We start from the raw sequence: 21017 nt of genomic DNA, 5'->3' as shown, positions 1-21017 counted from the left end.
GAGTTATGGGAGTGCGCTGGCGGCGGTCCGTCCCCCACACTCGGGTCCATGCCCACGCCCCTGCTCGCCGAGCGCGTGCGCCGCGACGTGGACGTCGTGTCGCGCGCGGGGCTCGACCTCGAGACGTTCCTCGAGGAGGCGGTCGAGTCTGTCGGCCGCGCCGTGCCGGCGGTCGGGGCGTGCCTCGGCACGCACGACCCGGCCACCTTCCTGCTCACCAGCGCCCGCAAGTACGGCGCGCTCCGCGACACCAACACCTACGACCACGAGTTCGGGCTGATCGAGTACGGCACCAGCGAGCCGACCGCGTTCGGCGAGCTGGCGCGCGCTGCGGTGCCGGCCGCGGGCGTGCACGCCGTCACCGACGGCGAGGTCGAGCGGTCGGGCCGGATGAGCCGGTTCATGAAGCCCAACTTCGGATTCGCCGACGAGCTGCGCCTGGTCTTCCGCGAGGCGGGCGCGGCGTGGGGCGCGCTCGCGCTGTTCCGCGGCCCGGACGACGCCCCGTTCGGCACCGCCGAGGTCGAGTTCATGGCCTCCCTCACCGAGGTGTTCGCGCGCGGCGTGCGCACCGGCATGCTCTGCCGGCTCTCCGAGTCGGACGCAGGCGCGGCGGTCGGGGGACCGGCCGTGCTCATCGTGGGCGCCGACGACAGGATCACGCAGATGAGCCTGGGGGCCGAGGCCCGCCTGCGCGAGCTCAGCTCGGGCGACTCGGGCGGCGACCCGGCCGGGATGATCGCCTCGCTCCTCGGTGCGGCCCGTCGCCTCGCCCGCGGCGAGACCGCCACGATGCCGCGGTCCCGTGTCCGGACGAGCAACGGGACGTGGCTGGTGCTGCACGCGGCGCCCCTGTCGGCAGCCGGGGACCGCGGCGTGGGCGACGTGGTCGTCACCATCGAGGAGGCGCGGCCGCCCGAGATCGTCTCCCTCGTCGTGGCCGCCTTCGACCTCACGCCGCGCGAGCGTGACGTGACCCAGCTCGTCCTGCAGGGCCTCGACACCAAGGAGATCGCCGCCAGCCTGCACGTGTCACCGTGGACGGTGCAGGACCACCTCAAGACGGTGTTCCTGAAGGCCGACGTGCGCAGCCGCCGTGAGCTGATCTCGCGGGTCTACTTCGACCAGTACGTCCCTCGGATGGGCGCGGAGCTCAGCCCGTCGGGCTGGTTCGCCCCGGCGGTGCCGGAGCCGCGTCAGGAAACCGCTACTTCTTCTCGTTGAGCGTGATGCTGATCGAGTTGATGCAGTAACGGTCGCCGGTCGGCGTGCCGAAGCCGTCGGGGAAGACGTGGCCGAGGTGCGAGCCGCACGTCGCGCAGCGGACCTCCACGCGCTTCATCCCGTGCGAGTTGTCCTCGATGTACTCCACCGTGTCGGTCATCGGCTGGTAGAAGCTCGGCCAACCACAGCCGGAGTGGAACTTGGTGTCGCTGGTGAAGAGCTCCGACCCGCACGCCTTGCAGGAGTAGGTGCCCTCCGTCTCGGTGTCCGTGTACTCACCGGTGAACGCCCGCTCGGTGCCGGCCTGCCGCAGCACGGCGTACTCCTCGGGGCTGAGCTCCTCGCGCCACTGCTCGTCGGTCTTCTGCACGTCGTAGGCCATGGCGCCAGTTTACGGAGGCGCTCCAGCGATGGGCCCGGCTAGGGTCGTGACATGGCGAAGGCGTCGGAGGCGTACGTCCGCGCGGGGGAGCGCGAGGTCAGGATCTCCTCCCCGGAGCGGGTGATCTACGAGGCGACCGACTCGACGCCCGAGGTCACCAAGCTGATGGTCGCGGAGTACTTCGCGAGCGTCGAGGACGGCCTCATGCGCGCCCTGCGCGACCGGCCGACGGCACTCGAACGGTGGACGAGCGGCGTACGTCCCGGCATGAAGCTCGCGACCGGGCCGCAGGACCGCAACGCCGACGCGTTCTACCAGAAGCGGGTGCCCAAGGGAGCTCCCGACTACCTCGAGACCGCCACGATCACCTTCCCGTCGGGCCGCACCGCCGACGAGATCTGCCCGACCGAGATCGCGGTGCCGGTGTGGTGCGCGCACATGGGCACGCTGACCTTCCACCCCTGGCCCGTGCGACGCACCACTGCGTCTGATTCCTGGGGGGACCACCCCGACGAGCTGCGCATCGACCTCGACCCCCAGCCCGGTACGACGTTCGCCGACGCCGTGCGCGTCGCCGGGGTCGCGCGCGAGCTGCTCGCCGACCTCGCGATGACCGGATTCGCGAAGACGTCGGGCAACCGGGGGATCCACATCTACGTCCGGATCGAGCCGCAGTGGGACTTCGCCGCCGTCCGGCACGCGGCCATCGCCTTCGGTCGCGAGCTCGAGAAGCGTGACGAGGGTGTGACCACCGCCTGGTGGAAGGAGGAGCGCGGCGAGCGGATCTTCGTCGACTTCAACCAGAACACCCGCGACCGCACGATCGCGTCGGCGTACTCCCTGCGCCCGATCGCCGGCGCCCCGGTCTCGACGCCGGTGACGTGGGACGAGCTCGCGTCCCTCGGCTCGCCGTCGGGCTTCAACCTCTTCACCGTGCCGGAGCGGCTCGCCGCCGACGGCGACCCGTGGGCCGCGATCGACGACGTGCACCACTCGCTCCAGCCGCTCCTCGACCTCTGGGAGGAGCACCCCGTCGAGCTCAACTTCCCGCCCGACCACCCGAAGATGCCGGGCGAGCCGCCCCGCGTGCAGCCGTCGAAGAAGGTCGAGTCCCACTGGGACGCCGACGGCAACCGCATCGCCGACTGAGCGCGTCCCGAGCGGTGAGTGGCGCAGGTTCTGAGCGCTGAGAAGGTGTCTCACGCACCGCTCAGGCCTGCTCCCAGGGGGCGGGGATCGGGAAGTACTGCTCGAGGAAGTCGTGGAGCAGCGTGTCGGCGCGCTCCTCGTCGAAGGCGGCGAGGAGGTTGTCGGCGATGCAGAAGAAGTCGCGGTCGCGCTTGAGCATCTGCTTCAGCTGGACCGGCAGCTGCTGGTGGCCGAGGTCGACGTAGCCGTGGTGGGCGCTGGCGCGGAAGGCCTGGCCGGTGACGAGCCCGTAGCTCTGCGCGAAGGACGACAGCATCGACAGGTCGGTATCGGAGCGGAACGGTGCGTGCGTGGTGCGCTCGACCTCCTCGGGGAAGCGGGCCGAGATCTCCTCCAGCGTCGTACGCCGCTGCGGGTGCGGGCTGTGCATCATCGTGTGGGTCAGCGTCACCCCGAAGGCGTCGGCGAGCACGCGGCGGTTGTTCTGCGCGGCGGTCAGGTAGGGCCGGTCGTCGGTGCCGGGGAGCCCGACGGCGCGGTGGTCGGCGACGAAGGCCGCGTACTGCCCGCCGGGGGCGAAGAAGTGCTCCGGGCGCCGCGGCCGGCCGAGGAAGACGTCGTCGTTGACGTAGACGAAGTGGTCGGCGAGGTCGGGCACGGCGTGCAGGCGGGTCTCGATCGCGTGGGAGCTGAAGGTCGGCAGCGCCGACGCCGGCAGGATCTCGCGGTGGTCGACGACCCGGACCCGGTCATGGGTGGTGTCGAGCCACGGCGGCACCTGGCCGGCGGTCACCAGGTGGATCCGCCGCACCCACGGTGCGAAGAGGTGGATGCTGCGCATCGAGTAGCGCAGCTCGTCACGGCTGCGGTAGCGCGAGGCACCGCCGGCGCGGTCGCTCGGGGTGCCGCCGAGCGAGCGGATCCGCTCGTCGCGGGCGGAGAGCCACGCCTCGTCGTCGCCGTCGACCCACGTGTAGACGACGTCGACGTCGAAGCGGACGTCGTCGATCGTGGGCAGCGCCATGAGCTCGAGCGTCGGGACCTCGACGTCGTCGACCGTGGTCGTGGTGCGGGGGGTGCCGGCCGGCACGCGATCGCCCCAGCGGTTGGGGCCGGGCGCCAGCAGGTCGCCCTCGGGCGACTCCTCCCAGAACTGCACGGCCACCTCGACGCCCTCGCCCAGCACCCCGTCGTGCCCGCCGCGCATCGGCCACGGCTCGAGGAGGAGCGTGGCCGTGCGGGTCCTCGCCAGCTCGGACGTCATCACCGCGACCGTGCCGCGGCGTTCGGGCCAGCCGCGCTCGGCCGGGTCGCGCACGGACAGCCAGTCGGGCACCGGGCCGGCGGCCAGCGCCGACAGGAAGTCGCCCCGGTGCGAGGACGGGACGACGACCACGGGGTGCGGGTCGAGCCCGCGCGCCGGCACCACGAACCATCCCCCGCCGGTCGCAGCCGCGGCGGAGGTCAGCGCCCGCAGGGACGTCGTACGCGCCTGGGCGGGAGTGACGCCACGCGCGCCGTCGGTCTCGGGAAGGTCGCCGAGCGGGCCGGGTCGCAGGCCGTGCAGCACCCGACGCGGGGCGAGCGGGTCGGCGCGGCGGGCGACGGCGGTGCGGAAGGTCTCGACCCACTGGCGGGCCAGCACCTCGCCGTCCCAGCCGTGCGAACGCTCGAGCGCGGCGGCGCCGAAACGGGCTCGCAGGTCGTCGTCGGTCGCGATCCGCAGCATCGCCGCGGCCAGCGCCGCCTTCGACGCCGGCGGCACGAGGAGCCCGTCGACGTCGTGGGTGATCATCTCGCGCGGGCCCGACGGGCAGTCGTACGACACCGGTGGCACGCCTGCCGACATCGCCTCCTGCAGCACGAGCGGGTAGCCCTCGCCCCGGGAGGCGAGGACCGCGACGCTGGCGCGCGCCCACTCGGCGGCCAGGTCGTCGGTCGAGCCGGGCATGTGCACGCGGTCCTCGAGGCCGAGCTTGCGCACCTGCGCGGCGAGGTTGTCGGCGCGGGGCCCGTCGCCCCAGATGGTGAGCGTCCAGCCCGGGACCTGCTCGTGGATGCGCCAGAACGCGTCGACGAGGTGCTCGAACTGCTTCTCCGGCGCCAGCCGACCGGCGCTCACGAACGTCCGCTGGTCGAGCGACGAGCGGGCCTGCGCGTGCGAGGGCAACGGGTTGGGGATGACCTGGAGCTCGGGCGCCGCCCCGCCGAGGCGTCCGGCCAGCCAGCGCGACATCGACTCGGTCAGCGACACCACGACGTCGGCCCGCGGCGCGAACTGCAGCAGCGCGCCCAGGTCGTTGACCCGGCTCGAGGACGCGCGGTGCTCCTGGTGCACCAGCGCGACGTCGGCGGGGGCGAGCTGGGCCACCACGGCCAGCAGCTCGGGAGTGGTGGTGACGAGGACGTCTGCCTCGATGCTGCCGAGCGCCTCGCGCATCGTGACGTCGGTGAGGCCGTTGTAGAGCGCGTCCCAGCTGCGCGGCACGATCGTGGACTCGCGCTGCGCCAGCTCGGCCGGATGGCCGCCGGCGACCGCGACGGGGCGCTCGGGTCGTACGTCGACGAGGTAGGTGACGTCGACGCCGTCGGCCAGCGGGTAGTGGGTCGCGTCGCCGCTGCGCGTCACGCTGAGGATGCGCACGCGATGACCTTCGCCGAGCCCGACCAGCGCGTTGGCCTGCTCGATCCCGGACCGGGCGGTGCCGCCCATGCCGTCGGCGTTGAAGAGGACGTACACGACGTCCAGCGGGCCGTCGCCGCGCACCCGGCGCATCGCGGAGCGCACCTTCCCGCCGAGCCTGTCGGTCAGTGCCACGTGGTCCTCAGTCCTGTCCGGGAGCGGGGTCGCCACGATCCTAGGGGGAGCGCCACCGGCCGATAGGGTGACCCGCATGCCGACGTCCCCCGACCAGCCGGATGCCCGCACGAACGCTCAGCAGGGCACCCCGCTGGTCCTGGTCTCCGGGTCCGGTCGCAGCGGCACGAGCTCGCTCGCCGGCACGTTGAAGCGGCTCGGCCTGCACGTGCCGCAGCCCGAGGTCGAGGCCTCCGAGACCAACCCGCGTGGGTTCTACGAGCCGCAGTGGGTCATCGACTTCCACAAGCGCCACCTCAAGGAGCTCGCGCTCTTCAACATCGACAGCCGTCCGGCCGCCGTCGAGATCGTCGCCCGGCACGTCGAGACCGGCGTCCCGACCGGCGAGCTCCACGAGTGGCTCGCGGGGCAGCTCACGGCGCCGGAGCGAGGGGGCGCCCAGATCGTCGTCAAGGACCCGCACGCGTTCTGGTTCGCCCAGGTGTGGGAGGTTGTCAGCGCCGAGCTCGGCGCCGACCTGCGCTGGCTGACCGCGCTGCGCCACCCCGCCGAGGTCGTCGGCTCCCGCGACATCGCCTACCTGTCCAGCCAGTCCGAGGAGCTTCGCCTCACCAAGGAGACCTCCAACGTCGCCGGCTGGGTGCACGCCGCGCTGCTCACCGAGCAGGCCGGGCGTGGGTCGAAGCGCTCGTTCGTGAGGTACGTCGACCTGCTGGCCGACTGGCGCGCAGCGCTCGCGCCGGTGCAGCAGCAGCTCGAGCTCGAGCTGAACATCGACCTCTCGGCGGCTCCCGGTGAGCGCGAGCACCACGCCGTCGACGACTTCATCGAGCCGTCGATGCGGAAGTCGCAGCTCACCTGGGACGACGTCCGCACGCCCGACTGGCTGCGCGACATGGCCGAGGAGGTCTGGCAGCTGCTCGGTGTGCTCACCACGATCCCGCACGACCCCGGCACGCTCGCGCGGCTCGACGAGATCCACGAGGACTACCGCTCGCGCTACGCCGACGCCGTCGCGCTCACCTTCGACCACACGAAGGCCGAGTCCACCCTCGCCGGCCGGCAGGCGCGTGACGCCCAGCGGGCCACCGTGCAGCAGCTGCGCCGCGATCTCGAGCAGGCCCGTAGCGCGCCCCAGCCCACCGTCGGCGGCCGGGAGGCGGCCGCGATCCTGCGCCGCGCCGTCGTACGCCGCGTCGCCCGCCGCTGAGACAGGCCGGCTCAGACGCCGGTGACGCCCTCGCCGGAGCCGGAGGCCTGCTCGTCGAAGTTCTCGTGCTCGATGAGGTGGAGGACCGGGACGCCGAGCTTGCGGCGGGCCCGCGACGTCCAGTCGACGTGGAAGAACTCCGCGACCACGTGGGGGCGGGTCAGGATGATGGCCTCGCGCGCGTCGACCGCCGTGACCAGCGCGGCCAGTGCGTCGACCGGGGGCTCCGAGGTGACCTTGCCGTGGGCGGTGCCGCCGGCGTCGTGCATGGCGAGGATCGTCTTCTGCAGGTCGGAGGAGGAGTGCTCCTCGCACTCGCGGCGCAGCGCCTCGATGTCGACGTCGTTCATCGCCAGGGCGGGGGCGGCCATCAGGTCACCGGCGCCGAGGGTGCCGAGCGAGGCCTCGATGCGCGCCGCGGCGTCCTCGAGGGGCAGCAGCACGTGGTAGACGACGGGGTCCTCGATCTCCGTGTGGAGCGAGCGCACCTGCTTCGCATCGGCAGGCGTGAGGGCCTGCTCGACGAGGAGCACCACGTCGTAGGTGCCCTGCCCGTCGTGGATCGAGTCGTCGGGGTGGTCGGTGTGGTCGGTCATGACTCGCCTCCGGGGTCGGTACTGAGGATTCTAGTGAGGTCGTAGCCCGCCGGCTCGTCGAGCTGGGCATAGCCGCAGCTCTCCGGGTCGCGGTCGGGGCGCCACCTCTTGAAGTGGGCGGTGTGCCGGAACCGGCGGCCCTCCATGTGGTCGTACTTCACCTCGAGCACGCGCTCGGGTCGCAGTGCGGTGAACCCCAGGTCCTTGCCGGCGCTCCAGCGGCTCTGGGTGCCGGGGACCCGGTCCGGGTTCGCGGTGAGGAACTCGTTCCACCGCCCCCACGGGTGCTCGGCGATGTCGCAGACCAGCGGCTGCAGCTCGTGCCACAGCTCGGCGCGGCGCGCGGCGGTGAAGCTGGCCGAGACACCGATGTGCTGCAGCTCGCCCTCGTCGTCGTACAACCCGAGGAGGAGCGAGCCGACCAGCGGCGCCTCCGGCGTGGACGTCTTGTGCTCACGGTAGCCGGCGAGGACGACGTCGGCGGTGCGCTCGTGCTTGATCTTGAGCATGGTGCGCTTGTTGGGCTCGTACGCCGACCCCAGCGGCTTGGCGACCACACCGTCGAGCCCGGCGCCCTCGAACTCGTCGAACCAGCGCTCGGCCTCGGCGGGGTCCTCGGTGGTGCGGGTGAGGAAGCACGGGCCGGACCCGTCGAGGTGGCCCAGCGCCTCGACGAGCGCGGCGCGGCGCTCGGAGAGCGGGCGGTCCATGAACGAGTCGTCGCCCAGCGCGAGGAGGTCGAAGGCGACGAACCCGGCGGGCGTCTCGGCAGCGAGCTTGTCGACGCGGCTCGCAGCCGGGTGGATGCGCTCCTGCAGGGTCTCGAACTCGAGCCGCCAGCCGTCGGGCCCCTGCAGGCCGACGAAGATCTCGCCGTCGAGCACGATGCGCTCCGGCAGCTGGCGGCGGCAGGCCTCCACCACCTCGGGGAAGTAGCGGGTCAGGGGCTTGGTGTTGCGGCTGGCGAGCTCGACCTCGTCGCCGTCCTTGAAGACCAGGCAGCGGAAGCCGTCCCACTTGGGCTCGAAGCTCAGGCCCCCGTGCTTCGCCGGGTCGGGCACCCCGCTGACGCTCTTGGCGAGCATCGGCTGCACGGGCGGCATCACGGGGAGGTCCACACCGCGAGCCTAGTGGGGAGCGCCTTCCTAGACTGCCCGCATGACACGCGCCGTCGCACCGTCGCGAACCCGTGGCCGGTGGGTCGAGGTCGCGCTCGACCTGCTGCTGGTCGCGGTCGGCGTCCTGCTGGGGTGGAGCATCCTCGCCACCGGAGCCGGCGACCTGCCGGCGATGCAGGCGTTGGCGGTCTACACCTTCTACGCCGCTGCGGCGACACTCCTCCTGGCGATCGCGCGTGCCGTGGGAACCGACGCGGCTGTGGCAGCCGCCGACCTCCGGCACGGCACCGCGCTCGACCTCGGCCTGGCCGTCCTGGCGGGCTGGCTGACCGTCCTCGGGCTGCGGACCGGTGGCGAATGGGTGGTCCCGAGCCTGCTCGTCGCGGCGGTGGGGGTCTGGTTCCTCGTGCGCGTCGTACGTCGGCGCTCGACCTGACTCGGGGCCGGTGGGATTGAGCCTGCGCGAAGTGGGCATGATGAGCGGCGTCATCGTCCGCGTAGCCCCAGGAAGGCCCGCATGTTCGACGCCTCGACGCCGCCGCACCCCGAGGAGGGGGGCCGGCCGAGCTTCCCTCCCGTGGTCTACGTCCCCACCACCGGCGAGGACGACCCGGCCACGCGTCGCGTGCTCATGCACCAGGTCCAGGACGGGCGGACCGCGCTCTACACGTACTCGGCGATCGACCGGCTCCACCGCTTCTACCTGCCCGACAACAGCTGGGTGCTGTGCGACGTCGCGGCCCTGCAGCGGATCCACGACGAGACGCCCTACGACCTGCTCTTCCTCGACGTCGACCCGGGCCTGCGCGACGACCCGGCGGGCGCTGACGACGGTCCCGGCAACAGCGCCGACGACGTACGAGCGGTGCGGGCATGAGCGGCCACATCGACGTCGACCTCGCCACCCTCGACTCCATAGCGACCGACCTCGACGGTGCCGCCGACGGCCTGGAGGGGCTGGCCGGGAGCGTTCCGCGGGGCGTGGACGCCGGGCCGATGACGGCCGTGGTGGCCAGCATGCTCAGCCAGGTCGTGACGAGCTCCGGCAACGTCGCCAACGCCCTGACCGGGACGGCCGAGGGCGTCCGGCTCGCGCGCGGCTACTACCAGCGCGCGGACGCCGACGCCTCCGCCGACATGAACCGGATCCGGCAGGTGATGGAGTCGTGAGCGTCGACACCGAGATCACCGGCTCACCGGGCGGGATCGAAGGCGCTGCGACGTGGCTGCGCGGCAGCCTGGAGCCGAAGCTCACCGCCGCGGCTGACGCCGCCAACGGCGCGCGCCGCGACGGCGAGACGAGGTGGAGCTCGGTCGCCGGCGAGGAGTTCGTCGACACCGCCCGCCGCATCCGCGACAGCTCCGACGACCTCGCCGGGGCGGCGAAGAAGATGGCCGGCGACCTCGACGACTTCGCGGGCAAGCTGCGTCGCTCGCAGGACCAGATGGGCGACGTGCGGTCCACCGCCCGCGGCGCCGGGCTCACCGTCAGCGGCTTCACGGTGCAGCACCCCGGCGACGGACCGGCCCGGCCCCCTGACCTCTTCGAGGGGACGCCGCAGGAGGTCGCGGCCCACGACCAGCGGGTGGCGGCGTACAACGCCCACCAGGACCTGCTGCAGGCCTACTACGACGCGGAGGCCGAGGCCGCCCGCATCGACCGCTACTACGCCGCCGCCTGCCGCGAGCTCCAGGAGGAGTACCTGCCCGGCACGCACGCGTCGTGGATCGTCACCCTCAGCGACATCGTGGGCGACAGCGCGGCCGCCGTCATCGGGGCCACGATCGCCGTGCGGCAGTCCCGCCTGCTGCAGTCGGCAGCGGACCTCGTCGACGAGGCGTCACGCGCCGTCGACGACCTCCAGGCCCACCCGGAGCGCTACATGAAGCGCAAGTGGTTCTTCTTCCAGACCCTCGACGAGGCCCGCCTCGAGGCCGACCGCCTCGCGATCCAGGGCAAGCTCGACCGGGCGGAGGAGCTGCTGCGGCAGTCGCAGGAGGTCGCCGACTCGCGCGCGCTGCGCTACCTGGGTCGCGCCGGCAAGGTCCTCGGCCCGCTGGGCATCGGCCTGGGCGTCGTCAACGACTGGCAGGAGGGCGAGACCGGTCCGCAGATCGCGGTGTCCCAAGGCGTCTCCGCCGGTCTCGGTGCGGCCGCCGGCTACGGCGTGGGTCTCGGGGCGAGCGTCGGCACGGCCGCTCTGATCGGCGCGACCGCCGGCTCGGTCGTGCCGGGCGTGGGAACCGCCGTCGGGGCCGTGGTCGGCACGGTCGTCGGTGCCGGCATCGCGATCTTCGCCGACGGCGCCATCGACTCGCTCTTCGAGAACGGTCCTGACGTCGGCGCGGCGTGGGACGAGGGCGTCGAGGCGCTCACGGACACCGGAGAGGCGATCGCCGACGGGGTCTCCAGCGTCGGCGAGACGATCGGTGGGTGGTTCAGCTGAGCACGCGGGCGCCCAGGATCGGCGCGGTGTCCGCGGCCCTCGGGGTCGGCGCGGGCCTCCTGGCCGTGGCGCTCGGTGTCGGGCTGGTGCTCGAGGCCGAGTCCGGCTTCGGACGGGCCTGGGCAGCGGCGTTCGTCGTCTTCGGCATCGTGTCGCTGCTGGGTGTCGCCGTCGGCAGGCGCCCGCCGGAGCGGGGCTCACCGCGGGCGCGGCCGCTGGCGCTGACCATGCTCCTGCTGCTTGCCGGCTGGGCGGGCATCACCGCCGTGGTGGGCGTGCTCGAGGAGAACTGGCTGTGGGGGGTCCTCCTCGGCGTGCCGGCGGCGTACCTGCTGTGGGCCGCGGCGCGGGTGTGGCGAGCGACCCGGCCGGAAACCGCTAGTCGTCGCCCCGGAGCGAGAACGAGCGCAACCGGTCGCCGGCGAACCACACCCCGACGACCGTCACCGCCAGGCTGACGACGATCGCGTAGCCGAGGTTGGCGGGGTCGGGCAGGTAGTCAGAGATCTCGTGGCCGATGCGCAGGCCCCACTGGCCGATGCTGAGCCACGCGACGCCGCTGAACAGGTTGCCGAGCAGGGTCTCCCAGATCAGCACGAACACCAGCGACGCGATGACCGCGTGGCGGGTGACCGCGGAGATCGCGAGGAACAGCGCGGAGTACGCCGTCCCGGCGACGGCGGCGGCGACGAACAGCGCCGTCGCGCGGGTGCTGTGGCCCGTCACCGGCCCGGCGAGGAGGAACGGCAGCGCACCCGCCACGAGCGTGGCCGCGAGCGCCACCAGCCACTTGCTGATGGCGATGCCGTAGCGGTTCACCGGCTTGGACAGCAGGTAGACGATCGAACCGTCGTCGACCTCCGGGCCGAGCACCGAGCTCGTGGCGAGGATCGCGACGAGCGGCAGCACGAGCGGGTAGCCGAGGTTGGGCAGCACGGAGAAGGCCGCATCGCCGTCGACCAGCGCGGTGACCAGCGCGACGAGCCCGAGGAGCAGCACCGGGAAGGCCAGCAGGAGGAAGAAGCGGCGTCGGCCCAGCAGTGCCTGCAGGGCGAGCTTGGCAATCGTCGTGTTGATCATCGGGCCACCAGGTAGGCGAAGACGCTCTCCAGCGACTCGTCGCTGGGGGAGAGCTCGAACAGGGTCACGTCGTGCTGCCGGGCCAGCCCGGGCAGGTCGACCGCGAAGCGGCCCAGGTCACCGACCTGGACGTCGAGGCGGTCGTCGCGCAGGCTGACCGCGCGCACGGACTCCTGGGCCATGAGCGCGGCGGCGAGGGTGCGGTTGTCGCTCGACTGGACGGCGTACTGCACCGGTCGGTCGGTCATCAGCCGGCGGATCGCGCCGAAGTCGCCGGACGCGGCGTGCCGGCCGGAGACGACGACCTCGATGTGGCGGGCGAGCCGCTCGACCTCCTCGAGGATGTGGGAGCTGAAGAGCACGGTGCGGCCCTCGTCGCCGAGGCGGCGCAGGAGGTCCATCAGGTGCATCCGCTGGCGCGGGTCGACGCCGTTGAAGGGCTCGTCGAGCAACAGCACGGTGGGGTCGTGGACCAGCGCCGCGGCGATCTTGATGCGCTGCCGCATGCCCTTGGAGTAGGTGTCGAGCCGTCGAGCGGCCGGCTCCACCATGTCGACGACCTCGAGGATCCGCTCGGTGGCGGCGGCCGCGTCGGGGAGGCGGTGCAGGTCGGCGTTGGCGCGGACGAACTGGCGCCCGGTGAGGTAGCCGAAGCTCAGCTCCCGCTCGGGCACCAGGCCGATCTGGCGGTAGGTCTCGGTGTTGCGCCAGACCGGCTTGCCGTCGAGGGTGACGTGCCCGGCCGACGGGGCGAGGAAGCCCGACATCAGCGCCATCAGCGTCGTCTTCCCGGCACCGTTGGGGCCGAGCAGGCCGGTCACGCCGGGGCCGATGGAGAGCGAGACGTCGTTGACCGCGACGACGTTGCCGAACCAGCGCGAGGCCGAGTCGAGGACCAGGGTGCTCATCGCGACCCCACCTTCCGGAAGCGGGCGACGAGCCCGAGCAGGCAGGCCGCGACGAGCAGCACCGCCACGATGGCGTACGCCGGCACCCAGGCGCCGTCGACCGGGACCGGGGTCTCGACACCGGCGTCCCAGGCGTTGGCCAGCCCGTTGTGGAGCGACCAGGGGGACAGCAGTCCGACGCCGACCGAGACCGACTCGCTGTCGCCCTCGTAGTAGGCGATGTTCTGCAGCACCGTGACGATGCCGGTGAGGACGATGAGCGCCATCACCGAGCCGACCACGGCGAAGCCGCGGCGCAGGGAGACCGACGAGATCAGACCGCTGACGCCGGCGACCATCATCGCGAGCAGGGCCTGCAGGGCCACTGCCTTGAGCACCGCGGTGGTCTGGTCGCTCTTGTCGAGCCCGGACAGCAGCGCGCCGGCGAAGAGCACCACGGTCGGGATCGCGGTGAAGAGGAAGACCGCGAGGGTGAGCGAGAGCCACCGCACCAGCGCGAACACCGGCGCGGGCAGCGGGCGGGCGAGGTAGAGCACGATCGAGCGGTGTCGCAGGTCGCGGGCGAACAGCACCGGGGCTTGGGAGGCCGCGAAGAGGCTGACCAGCAGCTGCGTCTGGTTGGTGTAGTCGGCGTAGGACACGGGGAGCTCGTCGAGGCCGGTGAGGACGACGACGCCGACGACGATGGTCGCCGGCAGCAGCGACATCGCCAGCAGGACGAACGGCATCACCTTCGACTTGCCCGAGCGCCCGAGGCCGTAGGCGTGGCGCAGGCCGGTGACGAAGAGGGTGCGCGCGATCGCCGGGGTGCCCTCGCGCAGTCCGTCGAAGTGGCGGTAGCCGAGGTCGTGGATGACGCCGGCACGACCGGCGTCGGGGGAGGGCTCAGACACGGGTGCCTCCTTCGAGGAAGACGTCCTCGAGGTGGCGCCGGTCGGGCTGGAGCCGCATCAGGCCCAGGCCGAGGTCGGCGGCGACGTCGCGGATCAGGTCGTGGACGGCCCCGCCCTCGGCGAGCTCCGGCGGCGGCGGGTCGATCGCGACCATCGCCCCGCGGGGGCGGCAGGTGAGCCCGCGCTGGGCGAGCGCCTCGCCGAGCCGGTCGCGCTCGGTCTCGGTGCCGACGACCTCGACCAGCAGGCTGCCGGTCCGCTGGAGGAACTCGCCGGTCGCGCTGCTGCGCAGCAGGTGCCCGCCGTCGAGCACGATGACGTGGTCGCTGACCTGCTCGAGCTCGCCGAGGAGGTGAGAGGTGACGAGCACGGCGATGCCGAAGTCGCTGCCGATGCGTTGCACCAGGCGCAGCATGTCGGTGCGTGCCGCCGGGTCGAGGCCGTTGGTGGGTTCGTCGAGGAAGACCAGTCGGGGGTCGTGTGCGAGGGCCTGCGCGAGCTTCGCGCGCTGCTTCATGCCGGTGGAGTAGCCGCCCATCGGCCGGTAGCGCTCCTCGTCGAGGCCGACGTGGCGCAGCACGTCGGCGGCCCGCTCGCGCGCTGCCGACGCCCCGAGCCCCGACATGCGCGCCATGTGCACGACGAAGTCGCTCGCGCTCACGTCGGGCGGCAGGCAGTCGTGCTCGGGCATGTAGCCGACGAGCCGCCGGATGTCCTGGCTCTCGTGCTCGATGTCGTGTCCCAGCACGCTCGCGTGCCCGCCCGTCGGCTCGAGCAGCCCGAGCAGGATCTTGATGAGCGTCGACTTCCCGGCCCCGTTGGCGCCGACCAGTCCCGTCACGCCCTCCCCGACGTCGACCGTGAGGTCGGTCAGCGCATGGACCGTCCCGTAGTGCTTGGTGAGCCCCGCGGTCGAGATGACCGGCGGGTGCCCCATGAATTCCCCCGTCACGCGCCTCACGCTAGCGGGGGTGGCCACCCTCCGGCATCAGGGATGGCCCCGATCCGTGTGGAGGAGTCGTGAAGATCAGGGACGCCACGCGACGCAAGCGACCTCCCACTTCCGTCCGTCGGTCCCGAGGTCGCGCATCCTGTGGGTGCCGCCGCCGAGGTACCACCTCGGACGTACGCCGTCGTGCTGGGTGGCGTACTCCTCGAACCTGTCCCGACACTCGCGCTCGGCCTCCCCGCGGGCCTCCCTGACCGCGTCCTCGCCCTCGCTCCCGTAGGTGCTGAAGCTGTCGGACCACACGACCTCGGAGTCGTGCGGCTCGGCGCAGTCGAGCACCGTCACCTCGGTCTCATCGGCCTCTTCGTCGAAGGTCGGGCCCGCGTGGAAGCAGTCACCCGCGTCGAGGAAGGCGACGCGCGACCGGTCGCCCGGCTCGGAGGTGGTGGGGTTGTCACCCGTGACGAGCGTCGTGACCGGGATGATCGCCAGCGAGCCGAGGACGAGGAGTCCGCCCACCACGAGTCGCCCGTCCATCCGGTCAGGCAACACGAGGACGGCGGTGCTGTCCTCACACGTAAGGCGGGACGTCATGGGATGTGGCGGTTCGAACCGCAGATTGTCATGACGTCCCGCCGTGAGCCGCAGGGTCTTTGGCAGCCCCGCCCGAGGCGGGCCCTAGGCTTGGGCACCTATCCCCGGTTGGTCTGCCGGTAGGGCCCGCCTGACTTTGAATCAGGACTAGCGACGTAGGTTCGACTCCTACCCGGGGAGCTAAGCCGCCGGCGTCCCCAGGTGCTCGTCGAGGAAGCCGACCACCCGGCGCTCCCAGTCCTCCGGTGCCGTCTTCAGGCCCCGGAGGACTGGGAGCGCCGGGGACCGTCCAGACCTCCACGTCGGTGCTGTCGCCGCCGATGTAGTCGGCCGCGAGCGGCTCCGTCTCCACGTCTCCCGCGGCGACGAGCAGGAACGCCGTGGGGTCGTTGCGGCCGGTCGCCGTGCCCACGGCCTGGCGCAGGGGGTCGGGCGTCGGGGCGTCGGTCAGGAGGTCGACGACGCCGTAGGTGAGGTGGTCCACCCACCGCTGCACCTCCCCGCGGGCGCCGTACGCCGCCAGGAAGCCCTTGTCGTCCGCGGTGCGGTTGGTCGCGCCCTCCGCCACGACCGCCGCGACGCGGTCGTCCACGCCGGCCGCGCCGATCGCCTGCTCGCCGCCCATGGACAGGCCGACGAGCCCGATGCGCCCGGGTGAGACGTCGGCCTGGTCGGCCAGGAAGTCGACGGCCCCGGCCGCGTCGCGCTCGCCGTACCACCCGAAGTCCATGCCGCGGCCCGCGCTGCCGCCGTGGCCCCGCGCGTCGTAGAGCAGGACGCCGTAGCCGTGCCCGGCGAGCACGGCCGCTTGGTCCAGCACGGCGGATCGGGTCGAGCCCGCGCCGTGCAGCAGCGCCACGGCGGCGCCGTTGCGGGAGGGGACGTACCACCCCTCGAGCCGTACGCCGTCGCTGCTGGGGAAGGCCACGTCCTGGTAGGTCAGGCCCACGTCGGCCGGCGTGCGGCCGTCGAGCTGCGGGCGCGGCGGGTAGGCCGCGGCGACCGCCTGCCCGATCGTCCACAGCGCGAGGTAGGTGCCCACCAGGACGAGCGGGAGGGTGAGCACCCACCACCGCCGCCGCGTGCTGCGCAGGAGCGCCACGACCGCCCAAGCGGTCGCGGCGAGGCCGACGGCCAGCAGGACGAACCCCAGCGCGGCCGCGGTGGTGAGGCCTGCGGCGGCGTAGTGGCGGGGCCCGGTCCCGACGCCGACGGCGAGCAGGACGAGCCCGGCCGCGAGGACCAGGCACGCGACGCCGCGGCGCGAGGCCGTGCCCACCGCGGCCTCCTACATCTCGAACACCAGGCGCGCGGGCACCTCGCCCGCGAGCACCTCGTCGAAGCAGGCGTTCACGTCCTCGAGGCGACGGCCCTCCGTGACCACCCGGGTCAGCCCGCGCGCGTGCAGGTCGAAGCAGTCGGCCAGGTCGTTGCGGGTGCCGACCAGCGAGCCGATCACCGAGATGCCCTTGAGCACGGTCTCGAAGACAGGCAGCTCGAGGCGGTTGTCCGCGGGCAGGCCGACCAGGACGAGGCGGCCGTTGGGGTTGAGGGCGGCGTGCGCGGCGCGCATGGCGGCCGGGGAGGGCACGGTGACCAGGGCGACGTCGACGCCCCCGAGCGCCTCGATGTCTGCCTGCTGGTCGCCGCGGCCGTCGACGACGTGGTCGGCCCCGAGGTCCTTGGCCAGCTGCAGCTTGTCGTCGTGGACGTCGACCGCGACCGTGCGGGACCCGAAGATGCGCGCGTACTGCAGGCCGAGGTGTCCGAGCCCGCCGATGCCGACGACCATCGCGGTCTCGCCCGGCTGCGGCGCCGCGACCTTGAGCCCCTTGTACGTCGTCACGCCGGCGCAGGTCAGCGGGGACGCGTCGCGCGCAATGACCGAGTCGGGCACCGGCACGACGTGGCTCGCGAACGCGACGGCGTACTCGGCGTAGCCGCCGTCCATCGTGTAGCCCATGTAGGACGGAGCCGTGCAGTAGGTCTCCCAGCCCGCCACGCAGGAGCGGCAGCGTCCGCACGCGTGACCGAGCCAGGGGAGGGCGACGCGCTGGCCGACCTGCACCGGGAGCCCGTCGTCGCCCGGACCGACCGCCTCGATCGTGCCGACGCCCTCGTGGCCCGGGATCAGCTGGTCCTTGGGCTTCACGGGCCACTCGCCGCGGGCGGCGTGGATGTCGGTGTGGCACAACCCGCAGGTCTCGATGCGGACGAGCACCTGGCCGGGGCCGGGCTCGGGGACCGGGACGTCGCGGATCTCGAGGGGTGCCCCCAGGGTGGGCACGATTGCTGCCTTCATGCGTGTCTCCTTGTTGCCGAACGGACGGGGATGGCGATGAGCAGGGCGCCGGCCAGCAGGAACAGGCCGGCGAGGACGAAGAGGACCGCGACGACGGCGTCGAGGACGGGCAGCTCGGCCCCGGTGGAGACGTCGGCCGAGACGCCCGGTGCGCCGTCCGCGCGCATCAGCACGATGGTCCAGTCGCCGTCCTCGACGTCCCAGGTCATCGTGGCGTCGGTGCCGGTCGCCTGCGCCGTCCAGAACGTCTGGTCGGTGGGCGGCGTCGTGGGCGTCCTTCCGTCCACGGTCACCAGGACGGCCCGGCCGCCGGCGCGGAAGTCGCGGAGCACGGCGTGCGAGACGCCGCCGAGGTAGCCGTTCACCTCGGACGTCGGGGCGACTCCGACGAAGAGCGGGTCCCCCGTGTCGGACCGGGCGTTGACCCGCACCTCGCCGAGCCACAGGGACGGCACCCACGAAGGGGCGCCCTCCGTGTCGACCTCCGCGTCCTCGGAGGTGATGGCGTGGGTGTCGCTGACGAGCGACGTCGTGGGGGTCATCAGGAAGCCGTCGTCACGCTCGGTCGCGTCGGCCAGGGCCAGCGTGCCGCCGGCTCCGGCGAAGGCCAGGCCCATGAGCACGAGCACGGACCCCACCGTCACGGAGATGATGCGACCGGCCGTCCAGCCGCCGCGGCCGCCCGCTCCGGGGGGCGGGGGTGCGTACGGCGACGGGGGCGGGGGAGCCGGCTGCGCTGCCTGCGGGGGAGCCACCGGCTGGGCTGCCTGCGGGGCCGCCTGCTGGGCGAGGTGCGACGGAGTGTCAGGGGTCGGCGGCGGCAGCACCGTGCTGTGCGGCTCGTGGCCGCCCATGTCGAGACGGAAGGGCGGGTACTGGTCGGTCATCAACGCCACGTAGCCCGCCACCCGCAGCACCCACCTGTTGAGGCCGAGGACGAGGTCGAAGACCTGTTGCGGGTAGCGGCCGGTGAACAGCAGCACGACGCCGGCGACCAGGACGAGGACGCCGATGAGGCTGATGCTGATCCACGCCTCGTCGTCGGCCCCCTGCACGCCGTACGCCACCCCCCCGGCGAACAGGGCCAGGATCAGGTAGTGCGGGATGGCCAGCAGCCACCACTTCACGAGCACCAGCCCGCGCGAGAGCCGCTCGGGGTAGTCCACCGAGAGGTGTGCGGGGTAGTCCGGCACCTCGGCGAGGGTGAACGGGGGGTAGCGGTCGGTGCCGAGCGCGCCGTAGGCGTAGTAGGACACGCGCCAGCTCCAGCGCATGACCCCGACGTTGAAGTCGAAGATCGCGCGTGGGTAGCGGCCCGTGAACAGGATGGCGAAGAACGCGACCACGCTCAGCACGGCGAAGGCCAGCCACAGGAAGGCGAGCACGACGTAGTGGGGGATGGCGAGCAGCCACTTCACCAGCCAGAGCCCCCGGCTGAGGCCGGGGTCGAGGTCGGCGTCGACGTGGACGGGGTAGGCGGGCGGAGCCGTCGAGGTGGTCATCGGGGGGTCTCCTCTCCAGTGCGCGACCCCGGGCGCGGGCGTGCCCGGAAGGGGCCGCTCCTGCCTCGATCGTCTCGTCGCAGGCCGGCGGCGGGCAGGGCCGAAGGGCCTCTCACCGGGTGCCGGAGGGGGGACCTAGGACCCTGTCGGCCCGGGTGCGCCCGAACCAGACTCGGCAGTGATCCGAGGAGGAACCCTGTGATGCCCCATGCGCCAGCCGCCCGCCCGCCCGACCCGGTGCGGGTCGTCGTCGAGGACGTCCCCGACCTGTCGGAACGCGTCCGGCTCGCGGCGCGACGGGCCCGCGCCTCGGCGCGCGCGTTCGAGCTCGTCGAGCCGGCCGTGCCCGCGTGCGACCATGCCGCACGGGCAGGGGTGATCCGCCGCATGGACGAGGCCCTTGACGTCGCCCGGCGCGCCGCACCGGGCCTGGAGATCCGGGTGGGCGGGCCCATCGAGCTCCCCCGGCCGCGGCACACGCCGTGACCCTCGTGGGGGGCGTGCAGGAGGTCCGGGTCGTCCCGGTCCCGCTCAGGCGCCTGGACTCGTTGCTCCCGCCGGACCGCGTCGAACGGCTCGACCACCACGTCGTCGCCGCCCGCCGGATGCTCGCCCGGCGCACGGTGTGGAACATCAACTCGACGGCGCGCGGTGGCGGCGTCGCAGAGATGCTGCACGGGCTGGTCGCCTACGCCGCCGGGACCGGGATCGACATCCGCTGGCTGGTCGTGGCGGGGGACCCCGACTTCTTCGCCGTCACGAAGCTGATCCACAATCGCGTGCACGGCGTCGCCGGGTCCTCGGGAGCGCTCGACGCGGCCGCACGGGCGACGTACGACGCCACGCTGGCGCGGCAGGCCCAGGAGATCGTCGACCTCGTCCAGCCGGGCGACGTGGTCCTCCTGCACGACCCCCAGACCGCCGGGCTCGCCGCACCGCTCCGCTCCCGAGGCGCCTGGGTGGTCTGGCGCTGCCACATCGGGCTCGACGAGCACAACGCGTGGACGCGCGAGGCGTGGGGGTTCCTCCGCGACCTCGTCGAGCCCGCGCACGCCTGTGTCTTCTCGCGCGCGCAGTTCGCTCCCGACTGGGTCGACCCCGCGTGGCTGCGGGTGATCCCGCCGTCGCTCGACCCGTTCAGCCCCAAGAACGTCGACCTGGCGGACGAGGAGGTCCGGGCCCTGGTGCACCGCGCGGGCCTGGTGGTCGAGGGCGGCCCGCTGCCGGTCGACGGGCGGGTGGTGCTGCAGGTCAGCCGTTGGGACCGGCTCAAGGACATGGCCGGGGTCCTGGACGGGTTCGCCCGGCACCTCGCCGACCTCCCGCGGGACGTCCACCTGGTGCTCGCCGGGCCGGAGGCGACCGGGGTGGCCGACGACCCGGAGGCCGCCGGCGTGCTGGCCGAGTGCCGGTCGCTGTGGCACTCCCTGCCGGCGGCGGCGCGCAGGCGCAGCCACCTGGTCGCGGTGCCGATGGACGACCTCGACCTCAACGCGCGCACGGTCAACGCGCTGCAGCGGTGGTCGACCGTGGTGGTCCAGAAGAGCCTCGCCGAGGGGTTCGGCCTCACGGTCACCGAGCCGATGTGGAAGAACCGGCCGGTGGTGGCCTCCGCGATCGGCGGCATCCAGGACCAGATCGAGCACGGGGTCAGCGGGCTGCTCCTCGACGACCCACGCGACTCCGCGGAGCTCGCGGGGGCGCTGTCGTCGCTGCTGTCCGACCCCGACCGCTGCGAGGCGATGGGCAGTGCCGCCCACCTCCGCGTGCGCGACCACTTCCTCGCCGACCGGCACCTCATCCAGTACGTCGAGCTCTTCGGGCAGCTCCTCGGAGAGGTCTGAC

General features: G+C 72.9%; 21 protein-coding genes, 1 tRNA gene and 1 pseudogene. 11 read left to right on the top strand and 12 right to left on the bottom strand.

Annotated features, from left to right (window positions below):
- Positions 1–48: 48 nt before the first annotated feature.
- Positions 49–1224: a helix-turn-helix transcriptional regulator gene (locus HOO61_RS00455; RefSeq protein ID WP_172255926.1), complete on the top strand. Its 1176-nt coding sequence runs from the start codon at positions 49–51 to the stop codon at positions 1222–1224.
- On the opposite strand, the gene msrB is transcribed toward HOO61_RS00455, so the two are convergent.
- Entirely contained in the window at positions 1208–1606 is a 399-nt protein-coding gene (msrB, locus tag HOO61_RS00450; RefSeq protein WP_172255923.1) for a peptide-methionine (R)-S-oxide reductase MsrB, read from the bottom strand. The two genes, HOO61_RS00455 and msrB, sit on opposite strands and share 17 nt — an antisense overlap.
- 51 nt (positions 1607–1657) lie before the next feature.
- Here msrB and HOO61_RS00445 point away from each other — a divergent pair, with 51 nt between their 5' ends.
- Positions 1658–2755, top strand: a complete 1098-nt coding sequence (locus HOO61_RS00445; RefSeq protein WP_172255920.1) for a DNA polymerase domain-containing protein — start codon at positions 1658–1660, stop codon at positions 2753–2755.
- 61 nt (positions 2756–2816) lie between these two features.
- Here the strand turns inward: HOO61_RS00445 and HOO61_RS00440 are convergent, their stop codons facing one another.
- Positions 2817–5573, bottom strand: coding sequence for a stealth conserved region 3 domain-containing protein (locus tag HOO61_RS00440; RefSeq protein WP_172255917.1), 2757 nt, complete (start codon positions 5571–5573; stop codon positions 2817–2819).
- Between the two features lie 76 nt (positions 5574–5649).
- Between HOO61_RS00440 and HOO61_RS00435 the strand changes: the two genes are divergently transcribed.
- Positions 5650–6783 (top strand): sulfotransferase family protein, encoded by a 1134-nt coding sequence (locus HOO61_RS00435; protein ID WP_172255914.1) that lies wholly within the window; start codon positions 5650–5652, stop codon positions 6781–6783.
- Between the two features lie 11 nt (positions 6784–6794).
- Here HOO61_RS00435 and HOO61_RS00430 read toward each other — a convergent pair whose 3' ends face one another.
- Together HOO61_RS00430 and HOO61_RS00425 are read right to left on the bottom strand one after the other, a co-directional pair.
- Complete coding sequence (locus tag HOO61_RS00430) at positions 6795–7379, bottom strand: hypothetical protein (protein ID WP_172255912.1); 585 nt, start codon at positions 7377–7379, stop codon at positions 6795–6797.
- Complete coding sequence (locus HOO61_RS00425) at positions 7376–8497, bottom strand: ATP-dependent DNA ligase (RefSeq protein ID WP_367649961.1); 1122 nt, start codon at positions 8495–8497, stop codon at positions 7376–7378. Before HOO61_RS00425 ends, HOO61_RS00430 begins: the two co-directional genes overlap by 4 nt.
- Positions 8498–8537: 40 nt before the next feature.
- Here HOO61_RS00425 and HOO61_RS00420 point away from each other — a divergent pair, with 40 nt between their 5' ends.
- The 5 genes from HOO61_RS00420 to HOO61_RS00400 all read left to right on the top strand — a co-directional run bounded on the left by HOO61_RS00420 (position 8538) and on the right by HOO61_RS00400 (position 11402).
- Positions 8538–8933 (top strand): hypothetical protein, encoded by a 396-nt coding sequence (locus tag HOO61_RS00420; protein ID WP_172255910.1) that lies wholly within the window; start codon positions 8538–8540, stop codon positions 8931–8933.
- An 81-nt stretch (positions 8934–9014) separates the two neighbouring features.
- Entirely contained in the window at positions 9015–9374 is a 360-nt protein-coding gene (locus HOO61_RS00415) for an SAV_915 family protein (RefSeq protein ID WP_172255908.1), read from the top strand.
- On the top strand, positions 9371–9667 hold the full coding sequence (locus HOO61_RS00410) for a hypothetical protein (protein WP_172255906.1): 297 nt from the start codon (positions 9371–9373) through the stop codon (positions 9665–9667). Before HOO61_RS00415 ends, HOO61_RS00410 begins: the two co-directional genes overlap by 4 nt.
- Positions 9664–10944: a hypothetical protein gene (locus HOO61_RS00405; protein ID WP_172255904.1), complete on the top strand. Its 1281-nt coding sequence runs from the start codon at positions 9664–9666 to the stop codon at positions 10942–10944. Before HOO61_RS00410 ends, HOO61_RS00405 begins: the two co-directional genes overlap by 4 nt.
- Positions 10932–11402, top strand: coding sequence for a hypothetical protein (locus tag HOO61_RS00400; protein ID WP_172255902.1), 471 nt, complete (start codon positions 10932–10934; stop codon positions 11400–11402). The genes HOO61_RS00405 and HOO61_RS00400 overlap by 13 nt, the downstream gene beginning before the upstream one ends.
- Here the strand turns inward: HOO61_RS00400 and HOO61_RS00395 are convergent.
- The 5 genes from HOO61_RS00395 to HOO61_RS00375 form a co-directional block, all read right to left on the bottom strand.
- Positions 11323–12024 carry an ABC transporter permease gene (locus HOO61_RS00395; RefSeq protein ID WP_172255900.1) on the bottom strand — a complete coding sequence of 234 codons (702 nt, stop codon included), beginning with the start codon at positions 12022–12024 and terminating at the stop codon, positions 11323–11325. The two genes, HOO61_RS00400 and HOO61_RS00395, sit on opposite strands and share 80 nt — an antisense overlap.
- Positions 12021–12932 carry an ABC transporter ATP-binding protein gene (locus tag HOO61_RS00390; RefSeq protein ID WP_172255898.1) on the bottom strand — a complete coding sequence of 304 codons (912 nt, stop codon included), beginning with the start codon at positions 12930–12932 and terminating at the stop codon, positions 12021–12023. The genes HOO61_RS00395 and HOO61_RS00390 overlap by 4 nt, the downstream gene beginning before the upstream one ends.
- On the bottom strand, positions 12929–13825 hold the full coding sequence (locus HOO61_RS00385) for an ABC transporter permease (RefSeq protein WP_172255896.1): 897 nt from the start codon (positions 13823–13825) through the stop codon (positions 12929–12931). Before HOO61_RS00385 ends, HOO61_RS00390 begins: the two co-directional genes overlap by 4 nt.
- Complete coding sequence (locus HOO61_RS00380) at positions 13818–14777, bottom strand: ABC transporter ATP-binding protein (protein ID WP_367649960.1); 960 nt, start codon at positions 14775–14777, stop codon at positions 13818–13820. The genes HOO61_RS00385 and HOO61_RS00380 overlap by 8 nt, the downstream gene beginning before the upstream one ends.
- A 75-nt stretch (positions 14778–14852) precedes the next feature.
- Complete coding sequence (locus tag HOO61_RS00375; RefSeq protein ID WP_172255893.1) at positions 14853–15311, bottom strand: hypothetical protein; 459 nt, start codon at positions 15309–15311, stop codon at positions 14853–14855.
- A 158-nt stretch (positions 15312–15469) separates the two neighbouring features.
- Here HOO61_RS00375 and HOO61_RS00370 point away from each other — a divergent pair.
- Positions 15470–15548, top strand: a tRNA-Gln gene (locus HOO61_RS00370).
- A 109-nt stretch (positions 15549–15657) separates the two neighbouring features.
- Here HOO61_RS00370 and HOO61_RS24710 read toward each other — a convergent pair.
- From HOO61_RS24710 to HOO61_RS00355, 3 genes and pseudogenes are all read right to left on the bottom strand, one after another.
- Positions 15658–16227, bottom strand: a pseudogene (locus HOO61_RS24710) (alpha/beta hydrolase); the annotation flags it as partial.
- A gap of 429 nt (positions 16228–16656) precedes the next feature.
- The gene (locus tag HOO61_RS00360; protein WP_172255890.1) at positions 16657–17670 is read right to left on the bottom strand and encodes a zinc-dependent alcohol dehydrogenase; all 1014 of its coding nucleotides are present in this window, start codon (positions 17668–17670) and stop codon (positions 16657–16659) included.
- The gene (locus HOO61_RS00355) at positions 17667–19172 is read right to left on the bottom strand and encodes a DUF4389 domain-containing protein (protein ID WP_172255887.1); all 1506 of its coding nucleotides are present in this window, start codon (positions 19170–19172) and stop codon (positions 17667–17669) included. Before HOO61_RS00355 ends, HOO61_RS00360 begins: the two co-directional genes overlap by 4 nt.
- A 201-nt stretch (positions 19173–19373) precedes the next feature.
- Between HOO61_RS00355 and HOO61_RS00350 the strand changes: the two genes are divergently transcribed.
- Positions 19374–19658, top strand: coding sequence for a hypothetical protein (locus HOO61_RS00350; RefSeq protein ID WP_172255883.1), 285 nt, complete (start codon positions 19374–19376; stop codon positions 19656–19658).
- A complete protein-coding gene (locus HOO61_RS24400; RefSeq protein WP_172255880.1) occupies positions 19655–21016 on the top strand; it encodes a glycosyltransferase in 1362 nt (453 codons plus the stop codon). Before HOO61_RS00350 ends, HOO61_RS24400 begins: the two co-directional genes overlap by 4 nt.
- Position 21017: the final 1 nt, after the last annotated feature.

It is taken from the genome of Nocardioides sp. zg-1230, from assembly GCF_013155335.1.
In the GTDB taxonomy this organism is placed as follows: domain Bacteria; phylum Actinomycetota; class Actinomycetes; order Propionibacteriales; family Nocardioidaceae; genus Nocardioides.
This window is presented reverse-complemented; position numbering and strand designations above follow the sequence as displayed.